Raw genomic sequence first — 18,207 nt, forward strand, 5'->3', positions numbered from 1 at the left:
AAATCTGGTTTGCGCCATCGGTCAGAGACGGCGCCCGAAGATGGAAAGACTGGTACCGCCTGGCGATCGAAAGCGGCATCGCGCCGGCGATCGCCTTTGCAAAGCGACTGCGAAAGTACCTGCGTGGCATCCTCGCCTCAGCCATCTTTCCCTTGAACACCAGCATTCTCGAGGGCGTCAACAACCGCATTAAGGTCATCAAGCGTATGGCCTACGGGTTCCGGGATTCAGCCTATTTCTTCCTGAAGATCAAGGCCGCCTTCCCCGGAAAGGCGCGATGAACCAGAAAAAACCGGGCCGCGGCCCGGTTTCCTCGTCTCACGCCTTGGGCAGCGTCACCCCTGTCTGCCCCTGGTACTTGCCGCCGCGGTCCTTGTAGGACACCTCGCAGGCCTCGTCGGACTGCAGGAACAGCATCTGCGCCACGCCCTCGTTGGCGTAGATCTTCGCCGGCAGATTGGTGGTGTTGGAGAACTCCAGGGTCACGTGGCCCTCCCACTCCGGCTCCAACGGAGTGACGTTGACGATTATCCCGCAGCGCGCGTAGGTGCTCTTGCCCAGACAGATGGTCAGCACGTCGCGGGGGATGCGGAAGTACTCGATGGTACGGGCCAGGGCGAAGGAGTTCGGCGGGATGATGCACACCGGGCCCTTGATGTCGACGAAGCTCTTCTCGTCGAAGTTCTTCGGGTCGACGGTGGCCGAGTGGATGTTGGTGAACACCTTGAACTCGTCGGCGCAGCGCACATCGTAGCCGTAGCTGGACACCCCGTAGGAGATCACCCGGTCGTGGTCTGCGCCACGCACCTGGCGCTCGACGAAAGGCTCGATCATGCCGTGCTCCAGAGCCATGCGGCGAATCCACTTGTCCGATTTGATGGTCATACGGGCCTGTCCTGACTGGGTTCTAGAGAAAACGGGAACGCATCTTACCGGGCCTGCGGCGCTCCTTCCAAGCGGCGCCGGTCTGCTGATCCAGATCAACATCCGCGCCCGGGTCTTTGCCTAGCCTCGCACGGCCATGCTCCGGCATGGCGCATGACATGGACACCACCAGAACAACAATAAGCAAGGAGGGAGGATGACGACCCCCAAGATCGAATGGTCGAGCGACTTCGAGACCGGCATCGACCTCATCGACGATCAGCACAAGCGGCTCTTCGACTACTTCACGGACATTCAGCATTGCATCGAGCGGGGCGACGGCAGCCAGGTGGAGCCCCTGTGCCGCGGCCTGATCGACTACGTGCTCTCGCACCTGGTATTCGAGGAATCCCTGATGGAACAGGCCGGCTACCCGATGTTCGAAGCCCACCGCCGGGTCCACGACGCCTTCCGCCGGCGGGTCGACGACTACTGGGCGAAGCTCAGCGGCGGCGCCGACCCGCTCAAGGTGGCCCGCGACATGCGCACCGACGTAGGCCTCTGGCTGATAAACCACATCAAGCACGAAGACAAGCACTACGTCGCCCAGGTGAAGAAGAACCTGGACCGCGGCTTCGCTTCGCGCCTGTTAGGCAAGCTGTTCGGCTGAGCGCGTCCGGGCCCGCCCCGGACGCGCGGCGGCTCAGTCGTCGCTGACCATGATGTTGGGCATCGCCGGGGCCGCCTGCTCGCTCAGAGCGATGCGCGCGCCCACGGTACGAGCCATCTGTTGGTAAATCATGGCGATCTGGCTTTGCGGATCGGCGATCACCGTCGGCTTGCCACCATCGGCCTGCATGCGGATGGCCATGGATAGCGGCAGCGAGGCCAGCAGGTCGACGCCGTACTGCGCCGCCAGTTTCTCGCCGCCGCCCTCGCCGAACAGGTGCTCGACATGGCCGCAGTTGGAGCAGACGTGCACCGCCATGTTCTCCACCACGCCGAGCACTGGGATGTTCACCTTGCGGAACATCTCCACCCCCTTCTTGGCGTCCAGCAGGGCCAGGTCCTGGGGCGTGGTGACGATCACCGCGCCGGCCACCGGGACCTTCTGCGCCAGGGTCAGCTGGATGTCGCCGGTACCCGGGGGCATGTCCACCACCAGGTAATCCAGGTCGTTCCAGGCGGTCTGGGTGATCAGTTGCAGCAGGGCGCCGGAAACCATGGGCCCACGCCACACCACCGGGGTGTTGTCGTCGGTGAGGAAGGCCATGGACATCACCTGCACGCCATGGGCCTCGACCGGCACGAACCATTTCTGCTCGCGCACCTGGGGCCGGGTGCCTTCCGGCAGGCCGAACATGATGCCCTGGCTAGGGCCGTAGATGTCCGCGTCGAGGATGCCGACCCGCGCGCCCTCGCGGGCCAGGGCCAGAGCCAGGTTGGCCGCGGTGGTCGACTTACCCACACCGCCCTTGCCGGAAGCCACGGCGATCACGTTCTTCACGCTGGCCAGAGCCGGCACCTGAGCCTGGGCCTTGTGGCTGCCGATCACGCAGTCCACTTCGACGCTGGCCGCGTCGACCCCATCCAGGTTCTCCAGGGCCATCTGCAGCATCTGTGCCCAGCCGCTCTTGAACAGCCCGGCGGCGTAGCCCAGCTCCAGGCGTACACGGACCCTGCCGCCCTGGATGTCGACTTCGCGCAGGCAACCGGCGGACACCGGGTCCCGGTCAAGATGAGGATCAGTGAACTGACGCAGACAGGCTTCCACCGCTTCGCGGGTGATGGTGCTCATGGGGAGGACTCCAGAAAACCGAGCAAAACAGGCGGGCATGATAGCAGCACCGGCCCCTTCCCGGGCCCTGCGACACGCCACCGCTGCCGGGTCGCGTCGCGCCGGTAGCCGCGGGGTCGCCGCTTCCCTTATAGTTGCTCACTTTCCCACCGCAATTCCGACTGCATAGCCATCATGTCCGAAGCCCGCAAGATTCTCGTCACCAGCGCCCTACCCTACGCCAACGGTTCGATCCATCTCGGCCACATGCTCGAGTACATCCAGACCGATATGTGGGTGCGCTTCCAGAAGCTGCGCGGCAACCAGGCCATCTACGTGTGCGCCGACGATGCCCACGGCTCGGCGATCATGCTGCGCGCCGAAAAGGAAGGCATCACCCCGGAACAGCTGATCGACAACGTGCGGGCCGAGCACATGGCCGACTTCGCCGACTTCCTGGTGGACTTCGACAACTACCATTCGACCCACTCGGAAGAGAACCGTGAGCTGTCCAGCGCCATCTACCTGGCCCTGCGCGACAAGGGACACATCGCTACCCGCGCGGTGACCCAGTACTTCGACCCCGAGAAAGGCATGTTCCTCGCCGACCGCTTCATCAAGGGCACCTGTCCGAAATGCTCGGCCGAGGACCAGTACGGCGACAACTGCGAGAAGTGCGGCGCCACCTACAGCCCCACCGAGCTGAAGAACCCGAAGTCGGCGATCTCCGGTGCCACCCCGGTGCTCAAGGAATCCCAGCACTTCTTCTTCAAGCTCCCGGACTTCGAGGTCATGCTCAAGCAATGGACCCGCAGCGGCAGCCTGCAGGAGGCGGTGGCCAACAAGATCGCCGAATGGCTGGACAGCGGTCTGCAGGAGTGGGACATCAGCCGTGACGCGCCCTACTTCGGCTTCGAGATCCCGGGCGAACCGGGCAAGTACTTCTACGTCTGGCTGGACGCGCCCATCGGCTACATGGCCAGCTTCAAGAACCTCTGCAGCAAGCGTCCCGAGCTGGACTTCGACGCCTTCTGGGGCAAGGACTCCACGGCCGAGCTCTACCACTTCATTGGCAAAGACATCGTCAACTTCCACGCCCTGTTCTGGCCGGCCATGCTGGAAGGTGCCGGCTACCGCAAGCCGACCGCGCTCAACGTGCACGGTTACCTGACCGTCAACGGCCAGAAGATGTCCAAGTCCCGCGGCACCTTTATCAAGGCCAGGACCTATCTCGATCACCTGAACCCGGAATACCTGCGCTACTACTACGCCTCCAAGCTGGGCCGCGGCGTCGACGACCTGGACCTGAATCTCGAGGACTTCGTGCAGAAGGTCAACTCCGACCTGGTCGGCAAGGTGGTGAATATCGCCAGCCGCTGCGCCGGCTTCATCCACAAGGGCAACAACGGCGTACTGGTCGCCGCCGACCCCGAGCCGGAACTGTGGCAGGCCTTCCAGGCCGCCGCGCCGAGCATCGCCGAAGCCTACGAGGCCCGCGACTTCTCTCGCGCCATGCGCGAGATCATGGCCCTGGCCGACCGCGCCAACGCCTGGATCGCCGACAAGGCGCCCTGGGCGCTGAACAAGCAGGATGGCAAGCAGGCCGAGGTGCAGGCCATCTGTGCCCTGGGCATCAACCTGTTCCGCCAGCTGGTGATCCTCCTCAAGCCGGTGCTGCCCAACCTGGCCCGCGACGCCGAGTCCTTCCTCAACGTCGCCCCGCTGACCTGGGCCGACCTGGCCACGCCGCTGGCCGACCACCAGCTGAATCCCTTCACCCCGCTGCTGACCCGCATCGACCCGGCGAAGATCGACGCCATGATCGAGGCTTCCAAGGAGGACCTGGCCAGCGAAGCGGCCACGCCGCAGGGCAATGGCGAACTGCTCAAGGACCCGCTGGCCCCGGAAATCGACTTCGCCACCTTCTCCGCGGTGGACCTACGCATCGCGCGGATCGAGAAGGCCGAGTTCGTCGAGGGTGCCGACAAGCTGCTGCGCCTGACCCTGGACATCGGCGACGCCAAGCGCAATGTGTTCAGCGGCATCAAGAGCGCCTACCCGGACCCCAGCCAGCTGGAGGGCCGCCTGACCCTCTACGTGGCCAACCTGGCGCCGCGCAAGATGAAGTTCGGCATCTCCGAAGGCATGGTGCTGGCCGCCGGCCCCGGTGGCAGCGAGATCTACCTGCTCAGCCCGGACGAAGGCGCCAAGCCCGGCCAGCGCGTGACCTAAGCTGTTCAGACCGCGACTCCGGCAGCCCTGCGGCTGCCGGACGCATTGACGCGCCGCCCCACTCGCGGCTATCGAACACAGATCACCGGTATCCGCCCATGCCGCTTCGTGCAGCTCTCCAGAGGGGAATCTGCCTAGCATGACCGAACTTGCCCTGATCCTGGTCAGCTCGATCCTGGTCAACAACTTCGTCCTGGTACAGTTCCTCGGCCTGTGCCCGTTCATGGGTGTGTCGCGGAAGATCGAGACCGCCATCGGCCTGTCCCTGGCCACCACCTTCGTGCTCACCCTGGCGGCGATCTGCAGCTACCTGGTGCAGCACTACGTGCTCGCCCCGCTGGGCCTGGAGTTCCTGCGCACCATCGCCTTCATCCTGGTGATCGCCGTGGTGGTGCAGTTCACCGAGATGGTGGTGCACAAGAGCAGCCCTCTGCTCTACCGGGTACTGGGCATCTTCCTGCCGCTGATCACCACCAACTGCATCGTCCTCGGCGTCGCCCTGCTCAACGCCAACGACGCCGAGCTGGGCTTCCTCGGCGCCAGCCTGCAGGGCTTCGCCGCCGGCCTCGGCTTCTCCCTGGTGCTGGTGCTGTTCGCCGCGCTGCGCGAGCGCATCGCCATCGCCGACGTGCCCAAGCCCTTCCAGGGCGCAGCCATCGGGATGATCACCGCCGGCCTGATGTCCCTGGCGTTCATGGGCTTCGCGGGGCTGGCCAAGCCATGAGCCTGCTGCTCTGCGCGGTTCTCGCCCTGCTCGCCCTGTGCCTGCCGTGCGGCGCCCTGCTCGGCTACGCGGCGATCCGCTTCCGGGTCGAGGGCAACCCCATCGCGGAACAGATCAACGCCCTGCTGCCGCAGACCCAGTGCGGGCAGTGCGGCTATCCCGGCTGCAGGCCCTACGCCGAGGCCATCGCCGCCGGCGACAAGATCAACAAGTGCCCGCCCGGCGGCGAGGCGACCATCCAGGCCCTGGCCGACCTGCTCGACCTGGAGCCGGAGCCGCTGGACGCCGAGGGCGGCGAGAAGCCGCCGATGGTCGCCTACATTCGCGAGGCCGAATGCATCGGCTGCACCAAGTGCATCCAGGCCTGCCCGGTGGACGCCATCGTCGGCGCCGCGCGGCTGATGCACACGGTGATCGCCAGCGAATGCACCGGCTGCGACCTGTGCGTCGAGCCCTGCCCGGTTGACTGCATCGAGATGCGCCCGCTCCCCGTAGCGCCGCGCACCTGGAAATGGCAGCAACCCGAGCGGCTGATCGCCAGTGACCGGGAGCAGGCCGCATGACCACCTTCAAGCTCTGGGACATCCCCGGCGGCATCCATCCGCCGGCCAACAAGCGCCAGTCCACCGTCCTGCCGATCCAGTATCCGCCGCTGCCCGGGCGGCTGATCGTGCCCCTCGAACAGCACGTCGGCGCGCCGGCCGATCCCCTGGTGCAGGTCGGCGAGCGAGTCCTCAAGGGGCAGAGGATCGGCGCCGCCACCAGTTTCATCAGCGCCCCGGTGCACGCGCCCACCTCGGGGACAGTCAGCCTGGTCGGCCCGGCGCCCTACCCGCACGTCTCCGGCCTGCCGGCACCGGCCATCGTGATCGACAGCGACGGCCGAGACGAATGGTGCCCGCTGGAACCCTGCGCCGACTTCCGTGCCCTGCCACCCGCCGAGCTGCTGGCGCGCATCCGCGCCGCGGGAATCGCCGGGCTGGGCGGCGCCGGTTTTCCCTGCGAGGTCAAGCTCAGCGCCCGGCCGGCGGACAAGATCCACACCCTGGTGATCAACGGCGCCGAGTGCGAGCCTTACATCAGCGCCGACGACATGCTGATGCGCGAGCGCGCCGACCAGTTGGTCGGCGGCATCGAGATCCTCACCCACCTGCTCGAGCCCGAGCGGGTGTTGATCGGCATCGAGGACGACAAGCCGGAGGCCATCGCCGCGGTGCGCGCGGCCCTCGGCGAGCGTCCCTGGCAGCTCTGCGCGATCCCCACCAAGTACCCCTCTGGCGGCGAAAAGCAACTGATCCAGATCCTCACCGGCTGCGAGGTGCCCAGCGGCGGACTGCCGGCGGACATCGGCATCCTCTGCCAGAACGTCGGCACCGTGGTGGCGGTGTACCGCGCCATCGTCCACGGCGAGCCGCTGATCACGCGCATCGTCACCCTCACCGGCGCGGCCCTGGAACGACCAATGAACGTCGAGGCACGGATCGGCACCCCGGTAGGCGAGCTGCTGGCGTTCGCCGGCCTGCACCCCGAGCGCCTGCACCGGCTGATCCTCGGCGGGCCGATGATGGGCTTCACCCTACCCTCCCTGGAAGTGCCGCTGATCAAGACCGGCAACTGCCTGCTGGCCGCCACCGCCGAGGAATTGCCGCCACCGCCGCCGGCCCTGCCGTGCATCCGCTGCGGCGAGTGTGCCGAGGTCTGCCCGGTCGGCCTGCTGCCGCAGCAGTTGCACTTCTTCGCCCTCGGCCAGGAGCACGAGCAGTTGCGCGCCCACCATCTGTTCGACTGCATCGAGTGCGGCGCCTGCGCCTACGTCTGTCCGTCGCACATCCCGCTGGTCCAGTACTACCGCGCCGCCAAGGCGGAGATCCGCGAGCTGGAGCAGAAGCAGCTGAAGGCCGAACACGCCCGGCTACGCTTCGAACAACGCCAGGAGCGCCTGCGTCGCGAAGAGCAGCGCCGCGAGGCCGAACGCAAGGCGCGCCTGGAGCGAGCCGAACGGGCCCGCGCCCAGGCCTCCGCCAGCCCTGCGGCCGAGCCGTTGGCCCGGGTCCAGGCGCAGAAACCCAGCCTCAGCGAAGAGCAGAAGCGCCTGAAGATCGCCGCCAGCCTGGCCCAGGTGGCCCTGAAGAAGGCCGAGAAGCAGCTGGCCCTGCACGCCACGCCGGAGCTGGAGGCACAGGTGGCGGAGCTGCGCGCCGCCGCCGAGGAAGCCCAGCGCGCCTTCGAGGCCGCCCAGAGCACCGAGGCACCGCCCGCTCCGGCTCCTGCCCAGGCCGGCGAGGAAGAACGCAAGAAGGCCAAGATCCGCGCCGCCCTGCTGCGCGCGCAGCTGAAGAAGCTGGAAGAGGCCGCCGGCACGACGCCCAGCGCCGAGCAACAGACCGAGCTGCAGGCCATGCACGACGAACTGGCCAGCCTGCAGCCGCTGCTGGAGAGCGCGCCGCCGCCCAGCGAGGGGCTGAACGCCCTGAAGCGCGCCAAGATCGAGCTGGCCAGCCGCCGCGCCGAACTCAAGAAGGCCGAGCAGGCCGGCGCCCCGGCCGAGGAGCTGGAGCGCCTGCGCGCCGCCCTGGCCGCCGCCGAACAGGCCCTGCATGCCGCCGAGGACGCCTCTGACAAGCCGGCGCCGCAGCTGGTGCGGGTCGACAAGCGTCCGGTGGACGCCCCCACCCGTGCCCTGAAGACCGAGCTGGCCTTCGCCCGCGCCGAACTGCGCAAGCTGGAGCGCGACCCTCAGGCCGACGCAGCGGCCCTGGACGCCGCCCGCGCGCGGCTGACCGAGGCGCAGCGCCGTCTGGAAGAGCACCAGCGCGAATGACCGAACGCCCCTGAACCCCAGCCGCACACGGCAAGCATGGCCCGGCCGCCGCCGGGCCCGGAAGGACGAATACCGGAGAACCCATGGCCCTGCCCCGCATCACCTCGCCACACACGACCGGGAGCAACCGCACCCAGCGCGTCATGCTGCAGGTGCTGCTCGCCACCCTGCCCGGGGTGCTGACCCTGACCTGGCTGTACGGCTGCGGCCCCCTGCTCAACCTGCTCTGGGCCAGTATCGTGGCCCTGAGCTGCGAGGCCGCGGTGCTGGCCGCCCGCAAACGCCCGCTGCGCTTCTTCCTGAGCGATGGCAGCGCCCTGGTCAGCGCCGTGCTACTGGCTCTGGCCCTGCCACCCTACGCCCCTTGGTGGCTGACCCTGATCGCCACCGGCTTCGCCATGCTGTTCGGCAAGCACCTCTACGGCGGCCTCGGGCAGAACCCCTTCAACCCGGCGATGATCGGCTATGTGGTGGTACTGATTTCCTTCCCCGGAGCCATGACTAGCTGGCCGCTGCCGGAGTTCGTCGGCCCCTGGGAAGCCCTGCAGCGCATCCTCGGTATCGCCATGCTACCCGACGGCTGGAGCCACGCCACCGCCCTGGACGTGCTACAGCACAACCACAGCCTGACCTTCGACGAGCTGCGCGCCAGCAGCCCGGCCTTCGGCCGCTTCGGCGGCAACGGCCAGGAGTGGGTCAACCTGGCCTTCCTCGCTGGCGGCTGCTACCTGCTCCAGCGGCGCCTGTTCACCTGGCACGCGCCCCTCGGCATGCTCGCTGCCCTGGGTCTGATGAGCCTGCTGTTCTGGGGCGGCAGCGGCTCGGATTCCAATGGCTCGCCGCTGTTCCACCTGTTCAGCGGCGCCACCATGCTCGGTGCCTTCTTCATCGTCACCGACCCGGTCAGCGGCGCCACCAGCCGCCTCGGACGGCTGATCTTCGGCGCCGGGGTGGGCATCCTGGTCTACATCATCCGGACCTGGGGCGGCTATCCGGACGGCGTGGCCTTCGCCGTGCTGCTGATGAACCTGGCCGCGCCGACCATCGACTACTACACCCGTCCGCGGACCTACGGCCACCGCAAGGCCGAGCGCGGCTTCAGGATTGGGGAATGAAGGTGCCGAGCAACGAGATCACCCGTTCCATGCTGAAGAACAGCCTGATCCTCGGGCTGTTCGCCGTGGTCATCGTGGGCCTGGTCGCCGCTGTCCACCTGGCCACCGCCGAGCGCATCGAGCAGGCCGGCCGCGAGGCCAAGTCCCGCGCTCTCGGCGAGATACTCCCGGCCGGCAGCTACGACAACCAGTTGCTCGACAGCACGGTGCCGGCCTTCGATCCGGAACTGCTCGGCAAGCCGAAGCCGGCGCCGGCCTACGTCGCCACCCTGCACGGCGAGCCCAGCGCGGTAATCCTCCAGGCCACCGCCCCGGACGGCTACAGCGGCGCCATCGAGCTGCTGGTCGCCGTACAGGCCGACGGCCGTCTGGCCGGGGTGCGTGTGGTCAAGCACAGTGAGACGCCGGGCCTCGGCGACAAGATCGAACTGGCCAGGGATCCCTGGATCCGAGGCTTCGAAGGTCGCGCCCTAGGCGACCCGGACGACGCCGGTTGGACGGTGCGCAAGGACGGCGGCCAGTTCGACCAGTTCGCCGGTGCCACCATCACCCCGCGCGCAGTGACCCACGCGGTGCACCGCGCCCTGCAGTACTTCGACAAGCACCGCGACGAGCTGCTGGTAACGAGGAAAGACACCGATGGCTAGTTTCCGCGAGATCGCCACCAACGGGCTGTGGAAGAACAACCCCGGCCTGGTGCAACTGCTCGGCCTCTGCCCGCTGCTCGGCACCAGCAACTCGGTGGTCAACGCCTTAGGCCTGGGCCTGGCCACCATACTGGTGCTGACCTGCTCCAACGCCGCGGTGTCGCTGATCCGCCGCAGCGTGCCGGACAGCGTGCGCCTGCCGGTCTTCGTGATGCTGATCGCCGGACTGACCACCTGCATCGAGCTGCTGATGCACGCCTGGACCTACGAGCTATACCAGATCCTCGGCATCTTCATCCCGCTGATCACCACCAACTGCGTGATCCTCGGCCGCGCCGAGGCCTTTGCCGCCAAGCACGGCGTGCTGCACGCCAGCTTCGACGGACTGATGATGGGCAGCGGCTTCGCCCTGGTGCTGGTGGCCCTCGGCGCCCTGCGCGAACTGCTCGGCACCGGCACGCTGTTCGCCAACATGCAGCTGCTGTTCGGCCCCGCCGCAGCCGCCTGGCAGCTCGAGCTATTCCCCCAGGACCATGGCCTCTTGCTGGCCATCCTGCCGCCGGGCGCCTTCCTGGTCCTGGGCCTGCTGATCGCCCTGAAGAACCAGATCGACGCCCGGCTCGCCGCCCGCAGCGCCCAGCCGACGGTGTCCACGCCAGTGGCCGAACGCCGGGTGCGGGTCACCGGGGTGATCGAATAAGCCGCTCACCGACGAGCCGATACTCGCTTCCCAAGGACCACAGTTCCCGCATGAATGCCGCCAAACGCCAGGAAATCTTCCGCCGCCTGAAAGAGGACAACCCCGAGCCGACCACCGAGCTGGTCTATGCCACGCCCTTCGAGCTGCTGATCGCGGTCATCCTCTCCGCCCAAGCCACCGACGTGGGCGTCAACAAGGCCACCGCCAGGCTCTTCCCGGTGGCCAACACGCCGGAGGCCATCTACGCCCTGGGCGTCGAAGGGCTGTCCGAGTACATCAAGACCATCGGCCTGTACAACAGCAAGGCGAAGAACATCATCGAGACCTGCCGGATCCTCATCGAGAAGCACGGCGGCCAGGTGCCGGATAACCGCGAGGACCTGGAAGCACTGCCCGGCGTGGGCCGCAAGACTGCCAACGTGGTGCTCAACACCGCGTTCCGCCAGCCGACCATGGCGGTGGACACCCACATCTTCCGGGTCAGCAACCGTACCGGCATCGCTCCCGGGAAGAACGTCCTGGAAGTGGAGAAGAAGCTGCTGAAGTTCGTGCCGAAGGAGTATCTGCTGGACGCCCACCACTGGCTGATCCTGCACGGTCGCTACGTTTGCCAGGCGCGCAAACCGCGCTGCGGCAGCTGCCGGATCGAGGACCTCTGCGAGTACAAGCACAAGACTTCCGACGATTGACTGTCTTTAAGATTCTCTAAATTCCTGATTGAAAAAATCTTTTTTACCCACTCCGGAATTGTCTATATAAGGTGCGCAAATGGCCCTGGTAGCCTGTCTGGAGTACGAATCATGAGTGGTAAAGACGATATCGATCTCGAAGACGACTTCACCGCCGATGACGCAGAGGACGCCGCCGAAGCGCCGGTCGTGGAGGTCGCCAAGACCAATCTGACCAAACGTCGCCTGATCGACAACTTGCTGGAAGAGCGCCGTCTCAACAAGCAGTTGGCCGAATACGACTTCGACCTCTAAGGCCGCGTAGCGTCCCCCATCCGGCTTCACGCGAACGCGGAAGCCAACGAAAAATCCGATGCCTCCCGGGCATCGGATTTTTTTATGGTTCATCGTGCCTTCCCCGAAAAGGCGCGATGAACCTTTTTTGTACCTGCACAGACACGGCCCCGGCGGGCAAAGCCGGATCGGCAGGAACAGGAGGAACGGATACGGGGATTCCGGGGGATGGCCGGGAAGGATGGCGTCCCAGAGAGGAATCGAACCTCCAACCTTCCCCTTAGGAGGGGGATGCTCTATCCGATTGAGCTACTGGGACATTTTCGGCGTCGCCGGATACTTGGGCAACGGGGCGGCATGTTAACGGGCGCGGAGGAATTTGTCATGCCATCCGGGGGCCAATCAGTTGGCAGAGATGCTCCAGCGTCCGGGCGAGGCTGCCACTGTTGTCCAGACTCGCCACATGGCCCAGGCCGTCGGGGAAGAGATCGTTGCGCGCCAGCCGCACCTCGATCTCCGCCGGCGTCTCGCGGCCCCGTGCCAGCAAGCGCCGACGCAGCTCCTCCCGGTCGACCGAGAGCAGCACGCCCTGGGCCCGCGGATAGCGACGCAGCGCCTCCGGCCAATAGCTGTGCGAGCCGTTGACCAGCACGTGCCAGCCAGTCGTTGATCTGCGTGGGAATGCCATAGGCCATGCCGTGGGCCCGCCAGCTCATGGCGAAGGCCCCGGCGCGCTCCAGCTGCACGAAGCGGGTGGCGCTGACGCACTGAGCGCCCTCTTCGCCCCGCGTGCTGCTGCGGGTGATCACCCGGCGGGCAATGCGGCAGCCGCGGGCAGATAAAATCTCCCGCGCAGCGCCAATCAGGCTATCCTTACCGGCCCCAGACGGTCCCATGAGGTAGATCTAGCGGCCAGGCATCGCTGGCGGTAGATTGGTCACAATACGCCTCTGGCCGGATTTGACCTGACTTTTGCCCAACGCCACTCATTTCGGAGAATTAATGCTGGCAAAAGGCCTCCTCCTTGCCCACAATTCAGCGACATGAGTTTGGCGCCAAAAGTCCGAACGGTCTCGACACAAATTGCGATATTGGTGGAACCGTTCAGCACGGAAGCTTGTCGAACATGGCAACCCTGACGGCTCGGTGCCATCATCGATTTCTCAACACATTGGTAATGTATGCGCCCTATGAAACAGGCAACCTACTCCAGCCGCACGGCTGACAAATTCGTGGTCCGCTTACCTGAAGGCATGCGGGAGCGCATCGCCGACATTGCGCGCAGCCATCACCGCAGCATGAACTCGGAGATCATCGCCCGCCTCGAACAGAGCATGCTGCAGGAAGGCGCCCTGGACGACGATCTCAGCCTGGCCAATGACCGTCCCGAGCTAACCCTGCACGAACGGGAACTGCTGCAGCGCTTCCGTCAGCTGTCCCGCCGCCAGCAGAACGCCCTGCTCGCTCTGATCGCCCATGACGCGGAGATGAACGCCGAACAGGCCTGATCTGCGCTCCGCATCGCCAGGCCCGCCTGGCCCTGCTTCCCCACGCGGCTCGGGGAGGCCTTGCCGAAAATCCGATGCCAATGCCGGCATCGGATTTTTCGTTTCTCCCGCCGCCCGCCGACGCCCTCCCTAGTCCCTCGTCGCGGCAGCGGTGCCCGGAAGGAGCTTCCGGGCGCGCCGGCATCAGTCCTTGCGCTCGGGGGAGAGCAGCTCGATCTTGTAGCCGTCCGGGTCCTCGACGAAGGCGAGGATGCTCGAGCCGTGCTTCATCGGGCCGGGCTCGCGGGTGATCTTGCCGCCACGGGCACGGATATCCTCGCAGGCCTTGTAGACGTCCTCCACTTCCAGAGCGATGTGGCCGTAACCGTTGCCCAGGTCGTATTTGTCGACGCCCCAGTTGTAGGTCAGCTCGATCACGCTGTTGTGCGCTTCGTCGCCGTAGCCGACGAATGCCAGGGTGAACTGGCCTTCCGGGTAGTCCTTGCGACGCAGCAGCGTCATCCCGAGCACTTCGGTGTAGAAGGCGATGGATTTTTCCAGGTCTCCGACACGCAGCATGGTGTGCAGCAGTCTCATGGGGTTGGTACTCCTCTCTCAGGCCCTATTCCGGGCTTCAAAACACGAACCCCGGCACGCGGCCGGGGTTCGTCTGGCTCAGGCTGGCAAGCTTATCAGATCAGCTTGCGCCCCTTGTTGGCGGCGATGCGCATGCGCAGGGCGTTGAGCTTGATGAAGCCGGCGGCATCGGCCTGGTTGTAGGCGCCGGCATCGTCCTCGAAGGTGGAGATGCGGCTGTCGAACAGGCTGTCGTCGGACTTGCGGCCGACCACGATGACGTTGCCCTTGTAGAGCTTCAGGCGCACCACGCCGTTCACGTTTTCCTGGGAGGCGTCGATCATGGTCTGCAACATCTTGCGCTCCGGACTCCACCAGTAGCCGTTGTAGATCAGGCTGGCGTAGCGCGGCATCAGCTCGTCCTTCAGGTGGGCCACTTCGCGGTCCAGGGTGATGGACTCGATGGCGCGATGAGCCTTGAGCATGATGGTGCCGCCGGGGGTTTCGTAGCAGCCGCGGGACTTCATGCCGACGTAGCGGTTCTCGACGATGTCCAGACGACCGATGCCGTTGGCGCCGCCGATCTCGTTGAGCTTGGTCAGCACCTGGGCCGGGGTCAGCTCGACGCCGTCGATGGCGACGATGTCGCCCTGGCGGTAGGTCAGCTCGATGTAGGTGGGCACGTCGGGAGCCTTCTCCGGGGAGACGGTCCAGCGCCACATGTCTTCCTCGTGCTCGGTCCAGGTGTCCTCCAGCACGCCGCCCTCGTAGGAGATGTGCAGCAGGTTGGCGTCCATGGAGTACGGGGACTTCTTGCCGGCCTTGGTGAAGTCGACCGGGATGTTGGCCTTCTTGGCATAGGCCATCAGGGTCTCGCGGGAGGTCAGGTCCCATTCGCGCCAGGGGGCGATCACCTTGACGCCGGGCTTCAGCGCATAGGCGCCCAGCTCGAAACGCACCTGGTCGTTGCCCTTGCCGGTGGCGCCGTGGGAGATGGCGTCGGCGCCAGTCTCGTTGGCGATCTCGATCAGACGCTTGGCGATCAGCGGACGGGCGATGGAGGTGCCCAGCAGGTATTCGCCTTCGTAGATAGTGTTGGCGCGGAACATCGGGAACACGAAGTCGCGAACGAACTCCTCGCGCAGGTCGTCGATGTAGATTTCCTTGACGCCCATGGCCTGCGCCTTGGCGCGGGCCGGCTCGACCTCCTCGCCCTGGCCCAGGTCAGCGGTGAAGGTCACCACCTCGCATTGATAGGTTTCTTGCAGCCACTTGAGAATGACCGAGGTGTCCAGGCCACCGGAATAGGCCAGAACTACCTTCTTAATGTCCGACATGCCATCAGCTCCAGGAGGGGTATCACGAAAACCGTTGATTCTAGCGGGGCGGACAGCTTATTTACAGGGGCGCGACAGCTTGTGACGACGAGGCGACACTTTCTTGCAGCACCGCGACCTGGTCTCAGGAAGCCGGAGCGGCCGTCTTGTCCGCCGCGGCCTCCGGTCTGCCGGCAGCCTCCGATTCGTTCGCCTCGCTCTCCGGGACGCGCAGCAGCTGCACGGTGACCCGGCGGTTCTTCGCCCGGTTGGCCGCCGAGCTGTTGTTCACCAGCGGGTACTGCTCGCCGTGGAAGCGCACCTGGATGTGCTCCGCCGGGAAGCCCCTGGACTCGAAGTAGGCCTGCACCGCCAGCGCGCGGCGGCGCGACAGCTCGCGATTGAGCAGGCGACTGCCGCTGTTGTCGGAATGCCCGTCCAGTTCGATGCGGTTGACGCTGGGATCGGCGCGCATGTAGTCGAGGATGAGCTCCAGCTTGGCGCGGGCACGCTCGTCCAGTTCGGTGCCGCCGCCGGGGAAGCCGATCTGCACCTGCTTCACCTGGTCGAAGTTCACCGGCAGCAGCTTGGCGGTGCAGGCCAGGTATTCCTGGTAGGCCTGCTCGAAGTGCACCGGCAAGAGGCGCACCTCCAGCGGCTCGCCACCCTGCGGTGTGTGGTGGCGAACCACCGGGCTGCGTCCCTCCAGCAGGCCGCCGAGCAGCCGGACCGCTTGCGCCTGGGAGCTGTGGAAGGGAATCTCCCCGGCCACCACGGCCACCGAGCCAAGGTTGATGTCGCCATGCCCGGGCTGCCAGGGTGCCGCGGCGGCCAGCAGGGTGGCCGAGCCGGTGCCCAACCAGCGCTCGCTGGCGCGCAGGCGGAAGGTCGGCTGCTCGCCGGCGCGGCGCACGAACTCGCCGCTGCCGAAGTTGGCGATGGGCTGCGCCAGCCGGCACTCGAACTGGTCGCCCGTCACCTGCCACTCCGCCTTCTCCAGACGGGTCTGGAAGGTGATGGCCTGCGCCGGCAGGCAGGCCAACAGGCTGAACAGGGCGAGATAGCGCTGGCGCACGGCAAACTCCAAAGCAAGGACGGCGTCTTCCGAGGTATCGGTCGGCGCCGGGAAAACTTGAAGACCGTCCGCCGCGACATCTTCTGGCACACTGTTCCACGGGCTGACGGCCGTCCCCGGATGCGCCCTGAAGCCGACCGGCGCCTTTTTCAGGTACCATTCCGCCACGTTTCGCCCGCCTGGAAGCCCCCCATGTCCGATCGCCTGACCCTGCTGCGCCCCGATGACTGGCACATCCACCTCCGCGATGGCGCTACCCTAACGCAGACCGTCGCCGATGCTGCGCGCACCTTCGGCCGCGCCATCGTCATGCCCAACCTGGTGCCCCCGGTGCGCAACGCCGAGGAGGCCGACGCCTACCGCCAGCGTATCCTCGCCGCCCGCCCGGCCGGCAGCCGCTTCGAGCCGCTGATGGTGCTCTACCTCACCGACAACACCAGCCCCGAGGACATCCGTGCCGCCAAGAACAGCGGCTTCGTCCACGCCGCCAAGCTCTATCCCGCCGGGGCCACCACCAACTCCGCCTCCGGAGTGACCAGCATCGACAACATCTTCCCGGTACTGGAGACCATGGCCGAGGTCGGCCTGCCGCTCTTGGTGCATGGCGAGGTGACCCGTAGCGAGATCGACGTGTTCGACCGCGAGAAGGCGTTCATCGACGAACACATGAGCCGCTTGGTGACGCGCTTCCCGACCCTCAAGGTGGTCTTCGAGCACATCACCACCGCCGATGCCGCGCAATTCGTCCGCGAGGCGCCGGCCAACGTCGCCGCCACCATCACCGCCCACCACCTGTTGTACAACCGCAATCACATGCTGGTCGGCGGCATCCGCCCGCACTTCTACTGCCTGCCGATCCTCAAGCGTAACGTCCACCAGGAGGCCTTGCTGGACGCCGCCACCAGCGGCAGCCCGAAGTTCTTCCTTGGCACCGACTCAGCCCCCCACGCCCGTCACGCCAAGGAGGCCGCCTGCGGCTGCGCCGGCTGCTACACCGCCTACGCGGCCATCGAGCTGTACGCCGAGGCCTTCGAGCAGCGTGGCGCGCTGGACCGCCTCGAGGCCTTCGCCAGCCACCACGGCCCGGACTTCTACGGCCTGCCGCGCAACCGGGAAACCATCACCCTGGTCCGCGAGGAATGGCAGGCCCCAGCCAGCCTGCCGTTCGGCGAACACGAGGTCATTCCCCTGCGCGCCGGCGAACGGCTGCGCTGGCGGCTGCTGGAGGACGCCCAGTGAGCGAAGATTTCGACGAGGTACTCGACGGCAGCCTGCCGCCCGGCCCACGCCACCCCATGGCGGCGCGCTTCCGCGGCTACCTGCCGGTGGTGGTGGACGTCGAGACCGGCGGCTTCAACTGCGCCACCGACGCCCTGCTGGAGATCGCCGCGACCACCATCGGCATGGACGAGAACGGCTTCCTCTTCCCGGAGCACACCTCCTTCTTCCGGGTCGAGCCCTTCGAGGGCGCCAACATCGAGCAGGCGGCGCTGGAGTTCACCGGCATCAAGCTGGACCACCCGCTGCGCATGGCGGTCAGCGAGGAGCATGCGCTGAACGAGATCTTCCGCAGCGTGCGCAAGTCGATCAAAGCCAACGGCTGCAAGCGCGCGATCCTGGTCGGCCACAACAGCAGCTTCGACCTCGGCTTCCTGAATGCCGCGGTGGCTCGCTGCGGCATCAAGCGCAACCCCTTCCACCCCTTCTCCAGCTTCGACACCGCCACCCTGGCGGGCCTTGCCTACGGGCAGACGGTGCTGGCCAAGGCCTGCCAGGCGGCCGGCATCGACTTCGACGGCAAGGAGGCGCACTCGGCGCGTTACGACACCGAGAAGACCGCCGAACTGTTCTGCGGCATCGTCAACCGCTGGAAGGAAATGGGCGGCTGGATCGACGACTACGACTGACCGC

The 18,207-nt window shown here is 66.4% G+C and carries 19 protein-coding genes, 1 tRNA gene and 1 pseudogene; 14 read left to right on the forward strand and 7 right to left on the reverse strand.

Going from position 1 to position 18,207, the window contains the following annotated elements:
- On the forward strand, positions 1-281 hold a 281-nt coding region (locus tag H165_RS18380), incomplete at its 5' end, for a transposase (protein ID WP_017937832.1).
- Positions 282-318: 37 nt separating this feature from the next.
- Here the strand turns inward: H165_RS18380 and dcd are convergent.
- Complete coding sequence (dcd, locus tag H165_RS0105120; protein ID WP_017937833.1) at positions 319-885, reverse strand: dCTP deaminase; 567 nt, start codon at positions 883-885, stop codon at positions 319-321.
- A 196-nt stretch (positions 886-1,081) separates the two neighbouring features.
- Between dcd and H165_RS0105125 the strand changes: the two genes are divergently transcribed.
- Positions 1,082-1,534, forward strand: coding sequence for a bacteriohemerythrin (locus tag H165_RS0105125; RefSeq protein WP_017937834.1), 453 nt, complete (start codon positions 1,082-1,084; stop codon positions 1,532-1,534).
- A 33-nt stretch (positions 1,535-1,567) separates the two neighbouring features.
- Here the strand turns inward: H165_RS0105125 and apbC are convergent, their stop codons facing one another.
- Positions 1,568-2,662, reverse strand: coding sequence for an iron-sulfur cluster carrier protein ApbC (apbC, locus tag H165_RS0105130; protein WP_017937835.1), 1,095 nt, complete (start codon positions 2,660-2,662; stop codon positions 1,568-1,570).
- 174 nt (positions 2,663-2,836) lie between these two features.
- On the opposite strand from apbC, the gene metG reads away from it, so the two are divergent.
- The 9 genes from metG to H165_RS0105175 all read left to right on the forward strand — a co-directional run bounded on the left by metG (position 2,837) and on the right by H165_RS0105175 (position 11,863).
- Complete coding sequence (gene metG / locus H165_RS0105135; RefSeq protein ID WP_017937836.1) at positions 2,837-4,873, forward strand: methionine--tRNA ligase; 2,037 nt, start codon at positions 2,837-2,839, stop codon at positions 4,871-4,873.
- 139 nt (positions 4,874-5,012) lie between these two features.
- Positions 5,013-5,597 (forward strand): electron transport complex subunit RsxA, encoded by a 585-nt coding sequence (gene rsxA / locus H165_RS0105140; protein WP_017937837.1) that lies wholly within the window; start codon positions 5,013-5,015, stop codon positions 5,595-5,597.
- Entirely contained in the window at positions 5,594-6,160 is a 567-nt protein-coding gene (rsxB, locus tag H165_RS0105145; protein ID WP_017937838.1) for an electron transport complex subunit RsxB, read from the forward strand. Before rsxA ends, rsxB begins: the two co-directional genes overlap by 4 nt.
- Positions 6,157-8,418 (forward strand): electron transport complex subunit RsxC, encoded by a 2,262-nt coding sequence (gene rsxC, locus H165_RS0105150; protein ID WP_017937839.1) that lies wholly within the window; start codon positions 6,157-6,159, stop codon positions 8,416-8,418. The genes rsxB and rsxC overlap by 4 nt, the downstream gene beginning before the upstream one ends.
- Positions 8,419-8,501: 83 nt before the next feature.
- Positions 8,502-9,533 carry an RnfABCDGE type electron transport complex subunit D gene (locus H165_RS0105155; RefSeq protein WP_017937840.1) on the forward strand — a complete coding sequence of 344 codons (1,032 nt, stop codon included), beginning with the start codon at positions 8,502-8,504 and terminating at the stop codon, positions 9,531-9,533.
- On the forward strand, positions 9,530-10,180 hold the full coding sequence (gene rsxG / locus H165_RS0105160; RefSeq protein WP_017937841.1) for an electron transport complex subunit RsxG: 651 nt from the start codon (positions 9,530-9,532) through the stop codon (positions 10,178-10,180). The genes H165_RS0105155 and rsxG overlap by 4 nt, the downstream gene beginning before the upstream one ends.
- The gene (locus H165_RS0105165) at positions 10,173-10,880 is read left to right on the forward strand and encodes an electron transport complex subunit E (protein ID WP_017937842.1); all 708 of its coding nucleotides are present in this window, start codon (positions 10,173-10,175) and stop codon (positions 10,878-10,880) included. The genes rsxG and H165_RS0105165 overlap by 8 nt, the downstream gene beginning before the upstream one ends.
- Before the next feature lie 50 nt (positions 10,881-10,930).
- Positions 10,931-11,569, forward strand: a complete 639-nt coding sequence (gene nth, locus H165_RS0105170; RefSeq protein ID WP_017937843.1) for an endonuclease III — start codon at positions 10,931-10,933, stop codon at positions 11,567-11,569.
- A gap of 111 nt (positions 11,570-11,680) precedes the next feature.
- Positions 11,681-11,863, forward strand: a complete 183-nt coding sequence (locus tag H165_RS0105175; RefSeq protein ID WP_017937844.1) for a PA3496 family putative envelope integrity protein — start codon at positions 11,681-11,683, stop codon at positions 11,861-11,863.
- Positions 11,864-12,084: 221 nt separating this feature from the next.
- On the opposite strand, the gene H165_RS0105180 is transcribed toward H165_RS0105175, so the two are convergent.
- A tRNA-Arg gene (locus tag H165_RS0105180) sits at positions 12,085-12,161 on the reverse strand.
- A 63-nt stretch (positions 12,162-12,224) separates the two neighbouring features.
- A pseudogene (phnN, locus tag H165_RS18385) lies at positions 12,225-12,738 on the reverse strand (phosphonate metabolism protein/1,5-bisphosphokinase (PRPP-forming) PhnN).
- A 285-nt stretch (positions 12,739-13,023) separates the two neighbouring features.
- Here phnN and H165_RS0105190 point away from each other — a divergent pair.
- The gene (locus H165_RS0105190; RefSeq protein WP_026146379.1) at positions 13,024-13,350 is read left to right on the forward strand and encodes an Arc family DNA-binding protein; all 327 of its coding nucleotides are present in this window, start codon (positions 13,024-13,026) and stop codon (positions 13,348-13,350) included.
- Between the two features lie 183 nt (positions 13,351-13,533).
- On the opposite strand, the gene gloA is transcribed toward H165_RS0105190, so the two are convergent.
- The 3 genes from gloA to H165_RS0105205 all read right to left on the reverse strand — a co-directional run bounded on the left by gloA (position 13,534) and on the right by H165_RS0105205 (position 16,296).
- On the reverse strand, positions 13,534-13,926 hold the full coding sequence (gloA, locus tag H165_RS0105195) for a lactoylglutathione lyase (protein ID WP_017937847.1): 393 nt from the start codon (positions 13,924-13,926) through the stop codon (positions 13,534-13,536).
- A 95-nt stretch (positions 13,927-14,021) separates the two neighbouring features.
- On the reverse strand, positions 14,022-15,242 hold the full coding sequence (locus H165_RS0105200; protein ID WP_017937848.1) for an argininosuccinate synthase: 1,221 nt from the start codon (positions 15,240-15,242) through the stop codon (positions 14,022-14,024).
- A 124-nt stretch (positions 15,243-15,366) separates the two neighbouring features.
- Entirely contained in the window at positions 15,367-16,296 is a 930-nt protein-coding gene (locus H165_RS0105205) for a flagellar protein MotY (RefSeq protein WP_017937849.1), read from the reverse strand.
- 192 nt (positions 16,297-16,488) lie between these two features.
- Here H165_RS0105205 and pyrC point away from each other — a divergent pair, with 192 nt between their 5' ends.
- Together pyrC and rnt are read left to right on the forward strand one after the other, a co-directional pair.
- Positions 16,489-17,535 carry a dihydroorotase gene (gene pyrC, locus H165_RS0105210; protein ID WP_017937850.1) on the forward strand — a complete coding sequence of 349 codons (1,047 nt, stop codon included), beginning with the start codon at positions 16,489-16,491 and terminating at the stop codon, positions 17,533-17,535.
- On the forward strand, positions 17,532-18,203 hold the full coding sequence (rnt, locus tag H165_RS0105215) for a ribonuclease T (protein ID WP_017937851.1): 672 nt from the start codon (positions 17,532-17,534) through the stop codon (positions 18,201-18,203). The genes pyrC and rnt overlap by 4 nt, the downstream gene beginning before the upstream one ends.
- Positions 18,204-18,207: the final 4 nt, after the last annotated feature.

The organism is Pseudomonas thermotolerans DSM 14292 (genome assembly GCF_000364625.1).
Lineage (GTDB): Bacteria > Pseudomonadota > Gammaproteobacteria > Pseudomonadales > Pseudomonadaceae > Aquipseudomonas > Aquipseudomonas thermotolerans.

Coding starts and splice junctions, on each gene's coding strand:
- rsxG (WP_017937841.1), top strand. CDS start 9,530: ATGAAGGTGCCGAGCAACGAGATCACCCGTTCCATGCTGAAGAACAGC.
- apbC (WP_017937835.1), bottom strand. CDS start 2,662: ATGAGCACCATCACCCGCGAAGCGGTGGAAGCCTGTCTGCGTCAGTTC.
- H165_RS0105125 (WP_017937834.1), top strand. CDS start 1,082: ATGACGACCCCCAAGATCGAATGGTCGAGCGACTTCGAGACCGGCATC.
- nth (WP_017937843.1), top strand. CDS start 10,931: ATGAATGCCGCCAAACGCCAGGAAATCTTCCGCCGCCTGAAAGAGGAC.
- H165_RS0105190 (WP_026146379.1), top strand. CDS start 13,024: ATGCGCCCTATGAAACAGGCAACCTACTCCAGCCGCACGGCTGACAAA.
- rsxA (WP_017937837.1), top strand. CDS start 5,013: ATGACCGAACTTGCCCTGATCCTGGTCAGCTCGATCCTGGTCAACAAC.
- rsxC (WP_017937839.1), top strand. CDS start 6,157: ATGACCACCTTCAAGCTCTGGGACATCCCCGGCGGCATCCATCCGCCG.
- pyrC (WP_017937850.1), top strand. CDS start 16,489: ATGTCCGATCGCCTGACCCTGCTGCGCCCCGATGACTGGCACATCCAC.
- dcd (WP_017937833.1), bottom strand. CDS start 885: ATGACCATCAAATCGGACAAGTGGATTCGCCGCATGGCTCTGGAGCAC.
- H165_RS0105200 (WP_017937848.1), bottom strand. CDS start 15,242: ATGTCGGACATTAAGAAGGTAGTTCTGGCCTATTCCGGTGGCCTGGAC.
- metG (WP_017937836.1), top strand. CDS start 2,837: ATGTCCGAAGCCCGCAAGATTCTCGTCACCAGCGCCCTACCCTACGCC.
- H165_RS0105155 (WP_017937840.1), top strand. CDS start 8,502: ATGGCCCTGCCCCGCATCACCTCGCCACACACGACCGGGAGCAACCGC.
- H165_RS0105175 (WP_017937844.1), top strand. CDS start 11,681: ATGAGTGGTAAAGACGATATCGATCTCGAAGACGACTTCACCGCCGAT.
- gloA (WP_017937847.1), bottom strand. CDS start 13,926: ATGAGACTGCTGCACACCATGCTGCGTGTCGGAGACCTGGAAAAATCC.
- rsxB (WP_017937838.1), top strand. CDS start 5,594: ATGAGCCTGCTGCTCTGCGCGGTTCTCGCCCTGCTCGCCCTGTGCCTG.
- H165_RS0105165 (WP_017937842.1), top strand. CDS start 10,173: ATGGCTAGTTTCCGCGAGATCGCCACCAACGGGCTGTGGAAGAACAAC.